16 protein-coding genes and 1 pseudogene are annotated in these 13,299 nt (G+C 37.9%); all 17 read left to right on the top strand.

The genetic code is table 11. The annotated features are described in order from the left end of the window. Position 1: 1 nt before the first annotated feature. The 17 genes and pseudogenes from RU86_RS05545 (at position 2) to RU86_RS05470 (ending at position 13,297) form a co-directional block, all read left to right on the top strand. Positions 2-730, top strand: a complete 729-nt coding sequence (locus tag RU86_RS05545) for a hypothetical protein (protein WP_096814429.1) — start codon at positions 2-4, stop codon at positions 728-730. Positions 731-750: 20 nt separating this feature from the next. Beyond that, positions 751-1,278 (top strand): hypothetical protein, encoded by a 528-nt coding sequence (locus RU86_RS05540; RefSeq protein ID WP_096814428.1) that lies wholly within the window; start codon positions 751-753, stop codon positions 1,276-1,278. A gap of 2 nt (positions 1,279-1,280) precedes the next feature. Next, the gene (locus RU86_RS05535; RefSeq protein WP_047915140.1) at positions 1,281-1,628 is read left to right on the top strand and encodes a hypothetical protein; all 348 of its coding nucleotides are present in this window, start codon (positions 1,281-1,283) and stop codon (positions 1,626-1,628) included. A gap of 11 nt (positions 1,629-1,639) precedes the next feature. Further along, the gene (locus tag RU86_RS05530) at positions 1,640-1,870 is read left to right on the top strand and encodes a hypothetical protein (RefSeq protein WP_047915141.1); all 231 of its coding nucleotides are present in this window, start codon (positions 1,640-1,642) and stop codon (positions 1,868-1,870) included. Between the two features lie 12 nt (positions 1,871-1,882). Beyond that, positions 1,883-1,952 (top strand): annotated as a pseudogene (locus tag RU86_RS12035). Positions 1,953-1,979: 27 nt separating this feature from the next. Continuing rightward, entirely contained in the window at positions 1,980-2,201 is a 222-nt protein-coding gene (locus RU86_RS05525) for a hypothetical protein (protein WP_047915142.1), read from the top strand. Positions 2,202-2,300: 99 nt separating this feature from the next. After that, positions 2,301-3,482 (top strand): tyrosine-type recombinase/integrase, encoded by a 1,182-nt coding sequence (locus RU86_RS05520; RefSeq protein WP_047915143.1) that lies wholly within the window; start codon positions 2,301-2,303, stop codon positions 3,480-3,482. Between the two features lie 141 nt (positions 3,483-3,623). Beyond that, positions 3,624-4,214, top strand: coding sequence for a thymidine kinase (locus RU86_RS05515; protein WP_096814427.1), 591 nt, complete (start codon positions 3,624-3,626; stop codon positions 4,212-4,214). Between the two features lies 1 nt (position 4,215). Then, positions 4,216-5,289: a peptide chain release factor 1 gene (gene prfA / locus RU86_RS05510; protein ID WP_096814426.1), complete on the top strand. Its 1,074-nt coding sequence runs from the start codon at positions 4,216-4,218 to the stop codon at positions 5,287-5,289. Continuing rightward, complete coding sequence (gene mutY / locus RU86_RS05505; protein WP_143468092.1) at positions 5,286-6,353, top strand: A/G-specific adenine glycosylase; 1,068 nt, start codon at positions 5,286-5,288, stop codon at positions 6,351-6,353. Before prfA ends, mutY begins: the two co-directional genes overlap by 4 nt. After that, positions 6,350-7,168, top strand: coding sequence for a peptide chain release factor N(5)-glutamine methyltransferase (prmC, locus tag RU86_RS05500; protein ID WP_096814425.1), 819 nt, complete (start codon positions 6,350-6,352; stop codon positions 7,166-7,168). Before mutY ends, prmC begins: the two co-directional genes overlap by 4 nt. Then, a complete protein-coding gene (locus RU86_RS05495) occupies positions 7,161-7,778 on the top strand; it encodes an L-threonylcarbamoyladenylate synthase (RefSeq protein ID WP_096814424.1) in 618 nt (205 codons plus the stop codon). The genes prmC and RU86_RS05495 overlap by 8 nt, the downstream gene beginning before the upstream one ends. Next, complete coding sequence (glyA, locus tag RU86_RS05490; RefSeq protein WP_096814423.1) at positions 7,768-9,021, top strand: serine hydroxymethyltransferase; 1,254 nt, start codon at positions 7,768-7,770, stop codon at positions 9,019-9,021. Before RU86_RS05495 ends, glyA begins: the two co-directional genes overlap by 11 nt. Before the next feature lie 2 nt (positions 9,022-9,023). Continuing rightward, positions 9,024-10,007, top strand: coding sequence for a nucleoid-associated protein (locus RU86_RS05485; protein ID WP_096814422.1), 984 nt, complete (start codon positions 9,024-9,026; stop codon positions 10,005-10,007). Positions 10,008-10,057: 50 nt separating this feature from the next. Next, positions 10,058-10,651 (top strand): lysozyme family protein, encoded by a 594-nt coding sequence (locus tag RU86_RS05480; protein WP_179296212.1) that lies wholly within the window; start codon positions 10,058-10,060, stop codon positions 10,649-10,651. Between the two features lie 96 nt (positions 10,652-10,747). Next, entirely contained in the window at positions 10,748-12,358 is a 1,611-nt protein-coding gene (locus tag RU86_RS05475) for a chorismate-binding protein (RefSeq protein ID WP_096814421.1), read from the top strand. Positions 12,359-12,427: 69 nt separating this feature from the next. Beyond that, entirely contained in the window at positions 12,428-13,297 is an 870-nt protein-coding gene (locus RU86_RS05470) for a methylenetetrahydrofolate reductase (protein WP_096814420.1), read from the top strand. The last annotated feature ends 2 nt before the right edge of the window (positions 13,298-13,299 follow it).

The following is a 13,299-nucleotide window of genomic DNA, read 5'->3' as shown; positions in this document are numbered from 1 at the left end:
AATGAAAAAAATGGATAGTATATTGAAAAAAATAAAAGCAACACCTTTGAATCAAAGAATTGCGATAGGGTCAGTTCTTTTTATTTTGTCAAGTGGAGCTATGATTGCAGGACATCAAAATAAAGTGATTCATGCAAGTAATCAAAATAAAGTTTCTAAGGAAGTTAAAACTAAAGTAACAAATGAAACTAAGAAAAACATTGTAAATCAGGATAAGCCAGTATCTGATATTGATATTGATATAGTACCTAGTGCTAGTTCAGTACCTGATATTGAGCAATCAGATAATATAGCAGAAATTCAAACAGCTTTGACTTATGATGCACCTAAACTTGATCACTCTCAATTTTCTTCTGCGACTGTATTTGCTCAAACCCAATACAGTCATACAGAGAATGGACATGTAGAAGGTGCTTATTATGCTATTCCATCTTCGAAATCTATGATTGCAACAACAATGATGGGTACGACAATTTCAGGTACAGTATCTCGTGGTGGGATTGGACTTGAAAAAGGTAGTATTTTACTAAATTATGTTTTAAATTTTGATTCAACTGGAAATTATGTATCAGGATCAGTAACAAGTTCAGGTTATGTGAGTACTAGTCTTAATTTGGTAGCAGGTCAGAATTACATCGGTCAAACTGTTAATTTTATAACGACAACAGGTGGATATGCAGGTTCAGGGTCTTATATTTATCCAATTATAGCAAACATTACTTTAACTTAATAGAAAGATGATGGATTGATATGGATATAACAGAATTTAGTATACGTGCATTAAATGATGAAGTTCAGATGATAGAGGACTTCAATTTTTTTGAACAAAAAGTCATCGCTTTCAAACATGATTTGTATTTATCGCCCTATGCGAAAATTAATGAAATTTTGGTCTGGTGTGAACGATTAGTCAAGTGTGAGTCACAAATTGATTTTTTATGTCAGGAAGCTAAGCAGGCAATCCAAACTAAGTTAAATAAAATCAAGCCAACTGTGATTGAAAGTCATGCGGATATTGACAGCAAAACAACTAGTGTATGGTCTGATTACGTTTTAGAGTTACTGGAATTAGATAGACGGTATCAAGGTGTTGTCTATCAGTTTTGTGTGTCAATTGATAATTGTGTCAGATACCTGGTATCTTATTCCAATGACTTGGCAGAACATGGGTTTAACTTACCACATATCATGCTTAAAGTCAGAGAGTTAGGAACATTTCATTGGTTAAACAAACAATCAAAAGCTCAATTATTAGACTGTATAGAAAAGAGTGAATGAAAATGAGTAATAACAATAAAGAATTGATTCAAGAGATAACTCAAGCTATTAAGATAAATTGGCAACATCGTATTAGTTGGTTAATTTCTTCATGGTCAGATGATGAAATTAATAGATTCAATTCTCCAGATAATTTTATTGATTACCTTTATGTTTGGTACAACTTCGGAAATGTATCAGACGAAGTGATGGACTTAGGGATTGCAAGTGTCTATCAAATTGGAGATATGATTGATTATGTGACTGTAGTATTGATGCCACATATTAATGAGCCTACCTTTAAAGTATATTTGCCAAAGGAAGTTTTTATTTGCTTATTTGAAGCCGAAAAAGAAAAACGAGAAATTTAAGGAGATAAAAGATGACTCATGATTTAGCTTGGAAAGTCGTGTTGCGTGAGGCAAAAACTTTCTTGATAGGATATTTAAGCATTGATCTAAAAAAAGAAGATTATGAAGCACGTGTCAGAGAAGAATTTGAGATTGTAGACTTTGACAATGATACTATTTTTCTTGAAGATAATTATGGCAGAATTGTTGAACATAATTATAATGCAGAAGAATGGCAAGTTGACGGCATGTGGCTTTACTAATTTTTAATAGGCATACCTTTAGTTTAATGGTAGAACACTCACAGCACTGTGAGTGGTACAGGTTCGATCCCTGCAGGGTATATAAATATTAAACGAAAGGAGATATATTATGGCCAAAGAGATAGATGTAGAAATTCCCAAAAAATTTGGAGATAAAAAATATATTGCTGATTTTTATAGCTTATCAGAAAAAACAGTTGCAAATCAAATTGGTGTAATGCGTAAAAATCAAGAGTATCTTAGCGCTAATTGTTTCAGACTATCAGGAAGAGTTTGGTTACCAGCTTTTGATAAATTTTTGCTGGAAGAAAAAAAGAAGCGTTTTAAATGATGTGATAAAATAATAATTTAGAAAAAAAAGCAATATAGTGATATAATTAGTGTTAATGACTATCTCAATATTTGCCTTTTTATTTTATGGAGAGGACTTATGCGAGATATAAAAATAGGTAGTATTTGGGTTGAAAAGTCAAAAACTATTGGAAAATATGTATGGAGAATGCGGTATGAAAATCCGATAACGTTCAAAGAAGAAAAAATTTCAGTTACACTTACTTCAAAAAGTAAGCAGGCTGGGAATCAGGCAAAAAGTTTAATGCTTGATAAAATTAAGCATAAACTTGAAAAGCAAAGTACGATAGTTGATACGCCAAGCGAGTTTATACTTTTTTCTGATGTGATTGATATTTGGTTGGAAGACCAAGTTCGCAAGATAAAACATTCTACGCTTATGACACGTACAAGATATTGTAATATCTTAAAGAGGGATTTTAAAGACAAGCAAATTGGAGAATTTTCTCCCTTAATGATTCAGCGATATTTTAATAAAATGCCTTATACTCGTAGAACTTTAATGACCTATTTTGGTATCTTTAAACAAATCATGGATTTTGCTTTTAGATTAGACTTTATCAAAGTTGACATGATGAAAAAAGTTAAACTAAGTGTTCCACCTATTACGCTAGAAGATATTAATAAAGAGAGTAAAAAGTTGTTTAGTTATGATGAGCTAAAGCAGATATTTAGCTTAATGATTAGACCTGATTGCCATAGAAATGCTATGATTTTAGAATTTTTATTTTTGACAGGCTTACGTTATGGTGAATTAGCATCACTTACTTGGCAAGACTATTTTTTGAAAGAAAAATATATTCATGTGAACAGTACTTTAGATTATTCAGGTGGTGGTGTTACTGTAAAAAGGCATACAACGCCAAAAACGCTAGCTTCGAATAGGAAAGTTTACTTATCAAAACGAGCAATTGAGATCATTGATTTTTTTGAGTTTGATAACAATAGGCTATTGTTAAATGCAAATCATTTTGTTAATTATGGGTATATTTTCCCTAGCAGAACAGGAAACCCTGTCTCTTGGAGAGATTTAGGTAGAAGTTTCAAAATGTTTGGTGAGCGAGCTGGATTTGATAAAAAATTTACTCCGCACTCATTACGACACTCACATATTACCTATCTCGTTGAATCTGGCGCAAATCAAGTTGCAATTATGGAACGTGTCGGACATTCAGACCCCACAATCACGACAAGAATTTACACACATACTACAGATAAAATGCGAGAAAAACTTGTTGGAATGATAGATAATCCAGATTGAAAATTCTGGGCATAATCTGGGCAAAAATGAGTGTAAAATAGGGTAATATAGGGCTGGAAACTAATTTAATAAATTATTTTATAAACGAGGAAACCTATATATAAAGGGTTTCAAGTAGGTATTTACAAAAGGAGATAACCGGTGGCAAAATTATATTTTAAATACGGCACGATGAATAGTGGCAAGTCGATTGAAATCTTGAAAGTGGCACACAACTATGAAGAGCAGGGGAAACCTGTTGTCATCATGACAAGTGCAATCGATAATCGAGATGAAATCGGTGTCGTGAGTAGCCGGATCGGGATGCGAGAAGAAGCAGTACCGATAGATGACCATCTTGACGTATTTGACTATGTCGCTGACCTGTCACCAAAACCGTTTTGTATCATGATAGATGAAGCACAGTTTCTCAGTAAAAAAAATATTTATGATTTTGCTAAGGTTGTCGATGAACTGGGCATTCCAGTGATGGCATTTGGTCTTAAAAATGATTTTCAAAATCAGCTATTTGAAGGTAGTCAACATCTGCTTTTACTAGCTGACAAAATCGAAGAGATTAAGACAATCTGTTGGTTCTGTAGTAAAAAAGCAACCATGGTCTTACGCACAAAAAATGGTGAGCCAGTCTACGAAGGCAGTCAAATTCAGATAGGTGGCAATGATAGTTATCTTCCGGTTTGCCGCAAGCACTGGTTTAAGCCAGATTTAGAAAAAATGAAGGAAATGAAATAATATGTTTGACCAGTTACAAATAATGGCAGATCGCTATGAAGAGTTAGGTGAGTTACTTAGTGATCCAGAGGTCGTTACCGATACCAAACGCTTTATGGCCTTATCTAAAGAAGAAGCGTCACTACGTGAAACAGTTGCTGCTTATGAGCGCTATGTTGCCGTAACGACAGGGATTTCTGATGCTGAGGAAATGCTATCAGATTCAAGCTTGGAAGCAGAAGAATCTGATATGTTCAAGGAAGAGCTGAAAGACCTTAAAAACGAGAAAAAAGAACTAGAAGAAGCTATTAAAATCTTACTTTTACCAAAGGATCCAAATGATGAAAAAAATATCATCTTGGAAATTCGTGGTGCCGCAGGTGGGGATGAGGCTGCCCTTTTTGCAGGAGATCTCTTATCGATGTATCAAAAATACTCTGAAAATCAGGGTTGGAAATTTGAGATATTAGAGTCAAATGTGACAGAAATAGGTGGGATTAAAGAAGTATCCGTCATGATTTCAGGGAACTCAGTTTATTCAAAATTAAAGTATGAAAGTGGCGCACACCGTGTTCAACGTGTCCCAAAAACAGAAACACAAGGTCGGGTACATACCTCAACAGCTACCGTACTTGTCATGCCTGAGATAGAAGATTTCGATATTAACATCGATCCGAAAGATCTTAGAATAGATATTTACCATGCATCTGGTGCTGGTGGACAGAATGTCAATAAAGTTGCGACTGCTGTACGTATGGTCCATGTGCCAACGGGTATCAAAGTTGAGATGCAAGAAGAACGTAACCAGCAGAAAAATAGAGATAAGGCGATGAAAATTATCAACGCCCGTGTCTATGACCACTTCGCACAGATCGAACAAGATAAGAATGATGAGATGCGTAAGTCAACGATTGGGACAGGAGATCGTTCAGAACGTATTCGGACCTATAATTTCCCGCAAAACCGCGTGACAGACCATCGGATTGGCTTGACGCTACAAAAGCTAGATGCCATCATTTCAGGTAAGCTTGGGGATGTGATTGATGCCTTGATTTTGTCTGATCAAGCGCAAAAACTTGAGGACTTGAAACAGTGATCAACTGGTATGATAAAGCAGGCAACTTATCTGATAAAGTTGTGACTGAGTTTAGGTCAACCTTACTCGCCTGGTATGATCAAAAAGGGCGGACACACTTGCCTTGGCGAATGAGCACCCTACCCTACCATGTTTGGATTAGCGAAATTATGCTCCAACAAACACAAGTAGAGACGGTGATACCCTATTATGAACGCTTTTTAGCTGAATTACCGACTGTCAAGGCACTTGCTTGTGCCGATGAAGAGCTCTTACTCAAACTCTGGTCAGGTCTCGGGTATTATTCCCGTGTACGAAATATGCAAAAAGCTGCCCAGCAAGTCATGACAGATTTTGACGGCGAATTTCCAACCACTGCCAAATCCTTGCAAACATTAGCTGGCATCGGTCCTTATACGGCTGCAGCGATTGCAAGTATCAGTTTTGGCGAGGCTGTGCCTGCCCTTGATGGCAATATGTTTCGCGTTTTTTCACGCTTACTCAAAATAGATGCTGATATTGCCCAGCCAAAATCACGTCAGGTTTTTTATGACCTGATTTTGCCAATCGTTGATCCCAAACGACCAGGTGATTTTAATCAGGCAATCATGGATTTAGGCACCTCACTCATGCGTGCTAAGGCAGAAACCCAAGCTGATTCACCATTTGCTAAGTTCAATCTCAGCTACCAAGATGGGACAGAACTAACTTTTCCTATCAAGTCTAAAAAAGTTAAACAAGTGCCTAAGTTTTATGCAGCGATTATCTGTGAAAAAGAGGGGGGACTTGCCTACATGCAACGCCCTAAAACTGGTTTACTGGCTAATTTTTGGACTTTCCCCTTGCATGAGTTTGACTCTTGGGATGCGATTTATGAGGGGGTTAGTGCAACCTATGCTGATGCAAAGCAGTTGAATATCTCACCTGTAACGCATCTTTTTACCCATCAAAAATGGCAAGTGATGTTAGTCCAAGTGGCTGCAGATGATGAGCAGTGGACCTATCTGACACCAGAAACCTATGAAGGGTTACCCCGAACCACTTTGCAACTGAAATTACAGGCTGCTCTGAAAGAAAATTTATGACTTATTTACAATTATTTCAAACATACGAAAAAGAATTGGCGCGACCTGAAGAGTTGCGCTATGTCTTTAGATATGCAAAAAAACTCAGCTATACTGACTTCATTATGCTATTAAATACGGCTGTATCAGAAGATGATCTGGCATTTATAGTGGCTATTTCAAAACGACTGATGCAAGATGAACCCGCCCAATATATCGTCGGGGATACAGAATTTTATGGTCTCACGCTTACTGTTGATGCGCGTGCCTTGATTCCGAGACCTGAAACTGAAGAATTGGTCAGCTTGATTCTATCTGAAAATAGGGCGTTAAGCCAAGCAAGTATCTTAGATATTGGCACAGGGACAGGCGCTATCGCCTTATCACTTGCTAAACAAAACCCGACTTGGGACATTACAGCAGCTGATATTTCATCAGACGCCTTAGCTTTAGCAAGTCATAACGCCAGTGAAAACGCTATCTCGACGGTTTCATTTGTTCAATCTGACGTGTTTAGGAATCTTTCAGGTTGCTATGATATTATTGTCTCTAATCCACCTTATATCGCTGAAGTTGAAAAAGTTGATATGGCTGATAATGTCTTAAAGTATGAACCGCATCTAGCACTCTTTGCAGAAAATGATGGTCTTTCCATCTATGAAGCAATTGCAGCACAAGCGGGTCAATTTTTGACAGCAACAGGCAAATTATATTTGGAAATTGGACACTTGCAAGGGAAGGCTGTCAGTCAACTCTTTCAGGAACAATTTCCTCGGAAACGGATTCGTGTTTTAAAGGATCTAAGCGGAAAGGATAGGATGATCGCAATTGACTGAATTACTCACACCAAAAGACGTCACAAAAGCTGTTGCATTATTGCAGGCAGGACAACTCGTTGCCTTGCCAACTGAGACCGTTTATGGCTTATTTGGCTTGGCGCTTGATGATACTGTGGTCGAAAAAATTTACCGTGTTAAAAATCGACAACATGACCATGCCCTTAATTTGAACATTTCAAGTTTTGAGCAAATGAAATATTTCTCCCAAAATCAACCAAAATATTTGGAAAAGTTGTATAATAAATTTATGCCTGGCAGTCTAACAGTGATTTTAGAAGCCAATAAAAGAGTTCCTTCTCTTGTCAATTATGGTATGCCAACAGTTGGCTTCCGAATGCCAGACAACCAAACAACGCTTGAAATTTTGCGACAAACTGGACCAATGGTTGGCCCATCTGCCAACCTGACAGGAAATCCTAGCCCTAAAACGGCTCAGGATGTCCTGTCAGATTTAAGTGGTCAGATTGCAGCAGTTTTAAAAGCTGACGAGAGTATCTCTGGTATTGATTCGACAATCGTTGACCTGACAGGCGAGCTGCCGACAATTCTGCGCCAAGGTGCGCTGACGCTATCCGAAATTTACGAGGTGATAAAGGATGATTTTTGACCAGTCTAACTACGAAGCTTACGATCAAGAACTGTGGGATGCTATTCACGCAGAAGAGAATCGTCAACAACAAAACATTGAGTTAATTGCCTCAGAAAATGTTGTCTCTAAGGCTGTTATGGCAGCCCAAGGCACACTTTTAACCAACAAATACGCTGAAGGGTACCCTGGTAATCGTTACTACGGTGGAACTGAATGTGTTGATATTGCGGAAAATCTCGCGATTGAACGTGCCAAAACACTTTTTGGTGCAAAATTTGCAAATGTGCAACCTCACTCAGGTTCTCAAGCCAATGCAGCAGCATACTTGGCTTTGATTGAACCAGGGGATACAGTTATGGGACTTGATTTAGCAGCTGGTGGTCATTTGACACACGGTGCAGCAGTCAATTTCTCTGGAAAAACGTATCATTTTGTCGGCTATAACGTTGATAAAGAAACTGAATTATTAGACTATGACCAAATTTTAGAACAAGCAAAAGCAACACAGCCTAAGTTGATTGTTGCTGGAGCTTCAAGTTACTCTCGGACGATTGATTTCGCAAAATTCCGTGAAATCGCTGATGTAGTTGGTGCCAAATTAATGGTTGATATGGCACATATTGCTGGATTGGTTGCAGCAGGTCTACATCCAAATCCAGTACCATTTGCGGATATTACAACCTCTACGACACATAAAACACTTCGTGGACCTCGTGGTGGCTTGGTATTGACAAATGATGAAGCCTTGGCTAAGAAAATCAATTCTGCCATCTTCCCTGGTATCCAAGGTGGTCCTTTGATGCATGTCATCGCAGCTAAAGCGGTTGCCTTTAAAGAGGCGCTAGATCCTGCCTATAAAGATTACCAAGCACAAGTGATTAAAAATAGCCAAGCTATGGCTAAAACATTTGAAGAAGCTGGCTTGCGTGTTATTTCTGGTGGGACTGATAACCATATGTTCATGTTGAATGTGACTGGTTTTGGTATCAATGGTAAAGAAGCACAAAATCTGTTAGATACTGTCTCAATTACCCTAAACAAAAATGCCGTACCTTATGAAACACTCAGCCCATTTAAAACGTCTGGTGTTCGTGTTGGCTCAGCTGCGATCACATCACGTGGATTCAAAGAAGCTGAAGCGGTGAAAGTAGCCGGATTTATTATTCGTGCCTTCCAAAATAAAGATGACCAAGCAGCGCTTGATCAAATTAAAGCAGAAGTAATAGCATTAACAGATGACTTCCAACTTTACGCTAAGTAAAAATGGATATCTATATAAAAAAAGCGATTTTACATGCTTTTGATCCAGGCCATCCAGAGATTACCTTTTCTAAGGAATTGATGGAATTAACCCCTGTCATGCTAGATTATGTGACCAAAAAAGTTGAAAAAATCTATTCTGATGAGGCCAAACGTGGTCATCTATCAGAAGATAATCAGTTTTTAAAACTGCTAACAGATGATTTTATTGATTCGACGATAGCAGTTGCTAACTTTTGGCGAGAAGCATTTGTCTTATCTGAAAATCAAAAGCAAAATGATTTGCTTTTTGTGTCTTATGAAATAGAGACACAGCCTCATTTTGCCTTTATCAGATTAGCACTAAGAGACGCTTTTTCACATACCTTTGATGGGACTAGTGGTCAAATTAAAATCGCTAAGACAGAGTCATCATTACCTGGTGCAGGTAGTGCAGCAGATGAAGGTCTTGCTATCAACTGCGCAACGTTTGGCTATCATCTGATAGAAAAGCGGATCAAATATAATGGTAAAAACTATCATTATATATCAGAAAATTTGCTTGCTGAAAAACCTGAAATTTCCGTGAATAAGGCGATTAAATTGATAAAGAAGACAGCTGAGTCAGTTGCCAAGTCTTTTGATGACGACGATTTTGCTTTTTCTCAAAAGGTACAAAATACGGTTTTTCATGCGGTTGAAAAGCAAGAAAATATCAGTCCAGAAGCATTGGCTGACCAATTGTTTTCAGATAATCTGACCGCTAGACTGGCTTTCAAGGATCAAGTCAAGGAAGGGATTCCTGACAGCATTAAATTTGATCAGATGCCTATGGACAAAATCGAAAAGAAATTGGCAAATCAAAAATTATCCCTATCAAATGGGATTGAGATGATTGTGCCACAGACCTTATATGAAGATGCGGAAACTGTCGAATTTATTCAAAATAATGATGGCACTTATTCGATTATCATCAAAAATATTGAGGAAATCAAGAATAAATGGTAGTCAATAGTTTCTGATGTCTAACCATAACCTTAAAAACAAGAGGAGGCGTATTGTTAAAATTTATTAAAAGAGTACTGCTCTTCGTTATTGTTTTAGGTACAGGCTTTTGGGTGTATCGGACGCATGAGAATGTTAAAAGTGTCATGCAGTACGATGACTTTGTGACCCAAACCTTAAAAAAATATGGGGTATCAGGTAATCGTGAGCTTGTTTTATCGATTATCTATACAGAAACTAAAGGCAAGCATACTGATGTCATGCAGTCAACGGAGTCTACTGAAAAAACGATTGAAACTGAGGAAGACAGTATTCACCAAGGGATAACTAACCTGACTGAAGTATTAGCCTATGCTAATGAACAGGGTGTTGATGTCTGGACCGGTGTACAAGCCTATAACTTTGGTAAGGCTTACGTTGGTTATATTGCTAAAAATGGCGGTAAGAATACCTTGCCCTTAGCAGAAGCTTATTCCAAAGATGTTGTTGCGCCTAGTCTAGGGAATACGACAGGAGAGGAATACTATCATATTACCTTGGATTCACTTAGATTTAACAAGGGAAAACTTTATAAAAATGGCGGTAACATATTTTATGCAAAAGAAGTACGCTGGAATATGAAACTCGTTCAATTATTTAACTGGTGAAAGCCAGTTTTTTTTGTTTTCTGATGTTGGCAAGCAAGTGCAAGTCAGGCATTAAGGGAAAGACATGATCTAGTAATTTGATATAATAAAGCTAATATGATAATTTATGATGACAAAAAATTTGACAAGGCACTTACGACATTAATTGCTTTTGATAAAACGAGTTTTATAGCAGCACTAGATGAACTTGATAAGTGGCAAAAAACGCATTATGCTGTAGGCTATATCCGCTACCAAGCAAAGGCAATATTTTTAGGTGAGGACATCACCTCTAAGTTACCACTCCTATACTTTGAGATATTTGATCACTATACACCCTATACACCGAGTGCTGTACCTAACATGACACTTGTGCCCCAAGCCCAACTTACCTTTGATCGCTATGCAGAAGCAGTTACAAAAATTAAGCAAGCCCAGCGGCAAGGTGACACCTATGAAGTGAACTATACTTATGATTACAAGGTGCCCTATGATGGCGATGACTTTGCGCTTTACGAGCATCTTTTGACTAAGCAAAGGACGCCCTATAATACATTCATAAAAAATGACTATGATACCTTACTAAGTTTCTCGCCAGAACTTTTTTTCGAGATCAAACAGCAGCATATCATCACACGACCGATGAAGGGGACGGTTAAGCGTGGGAAAACAGCAGCAGAAGATGCTGTGCTGATTGACTTTTTAAAGACAGATAAGAAAAATAGGGCTGAGAATGTGATGATCGTCGATTTAATGCGAAATGATCTTGGTCGGATTGCCAAAAATGGGACAGTCGCTGTAAGCAAGTTATTTGATGTCGAGACACATGCAACGGTCCATCAAATGACCTCGCAAATCGAAGCAGACCTAGAAGACGATACCTCTCTATATACGATTTTAAAAGCCCTTTTCCCGAATGGATCAGTAACTGGTGCACCAAAAGAATCAACGATGCGGCTGATTGATGAGATCGAGCAAGGGAGTCGTGATATCTATTGTGGTGCGATCGGGTTTCTAAGCCCTGAGCAACACATTTTTAGTGTCCCTATTCGTATCCTACAGCGTCAAGCAGATGCATCAAGTTTTACTTATCGTGTGGGTGGTGCTATTATCTGGGATTCAGATACAACTGACGAATGGTTGGAGACGCAAGCAAAGACCTCATTTTTACAGGATGAGGTTAAGCTGATTGAGACACTAAAGGTTGAAAATGGCAAGCTAGCTTTTAAGACTGAGCATCTGGCAAGATTAAGTCATTCAGCTAGTATCTATGGCTTTAAGTTTCATGAGGATATGGCTAAAATTCAACCAGTACAAGATGGTATGATGCGTATTGCCTTGAGCCGTGATGGTCACTACGATATCAGCTATAGAGAGCAAGTTCCCTTTGATAAAGTGGCTATTTCTCCGATGATTGTAGACAGTCGTCAAAATTTTCTTTATCATAAAACCACCCAGCGTCCCTACTATACGACTAAAGATGAACTTTTTTTTAATGAGCGGGGTGAGCTAACTGAGATGTCTCGTGCTAATGTCATCTTAGAAATAGCTGGTCGCTTGTTCACACCACCTGTATCAAGTGGTCTACTCGCAGGTATTTACCGACAGCACTTACTAGAGACGAAGCAGTGTCAAGAACACCTCCTGTACAAATCAGATTTATTGAAAGCAGACAAAATTTTCTGCTGTAATTCAGTTCAAGGCATCAAAGAAGTTTTTTTGATATAACTTAAAACTATGACAAACACCTACTTTTAACAAGTTTTAAACTATAGCAAAACCTGTTAGAATAGTCTTATGAAAATAACTGATATCTATAAAACTAAAAATAAAAAAAATAAATCTGTCATCTCACTCGAAATCTTTCCGCCAAAAACAGATGCTGGCGTGGAAACAATCTATCATACGGTAGCTGAATTGACCAATAAACCAGACTTCATCAGTGTGACCTACGGGGCGATGGGGAGTTTTAATCAGGGCAATAAAACCTTACGTATTGCAGAAAAAATCAAGAAGGATTACAATATTGAGACCATGCATCATTTGACCTCGATTAATAACAATCCAGAACAGATTGCGGCCATTCTTTCCGACATAAAAGCGAAGAATGTCAATAATATTTTGGCATTAAGCGGTGATATGCCTGTTGGTGCTGCCTGTTCGGATTTTCCTGATGCCTATCATTTTGCTTACGAGCTGATTAATGATATCAAAAAAAATGGAGACTTTGATATTGCGGCGGCCATTTATCCAGAAGGCCATGTGAACAGTGCTTTAGAAGTCGAGAATATCGAGCATGTTAAGCGTAAGTATGATGCAGGCGCTAATTTATTTGTCAGCCAGCTCTTCTTTGATAACGAGAAATTTTTGAGACTAAATGACTATATTAAAAATTCAGGGATTGAGGCACCGATTGCAGCGGGAATCATGCCTGTCCTTCAAAAATCACAAGTAGAGCGCATGATCTTCTTTGGTGCTAGTCTGCCCACACGACTGATTAAAATCATCAACAAATACAAGGATTCACCAGAGGATCTACAAAAAGCTGGGATGGAATATGCTTGTAAGCAAATAGATGATTTATTAGCACGTGGTGTTGATGGTGTGCATATCTATACCATGAATAAACCCTTTGTGGCGAACACGATGATGACTAAATACCTGTAATA

It is taken from the genome of Pseudolactococcus piscium (assembly GCF_002441695.1).
In the GTDB taxonomy this organism is placed as follows: Bacteria; Bacillota; Bacilli; order Lactobacillales; family Streptococcaceae; genus Pseudolactococcus; species Pseudolactococcus piscium.
This window is presented reverse-complemented; position numbering and strand designations above follow the sequence as displayed.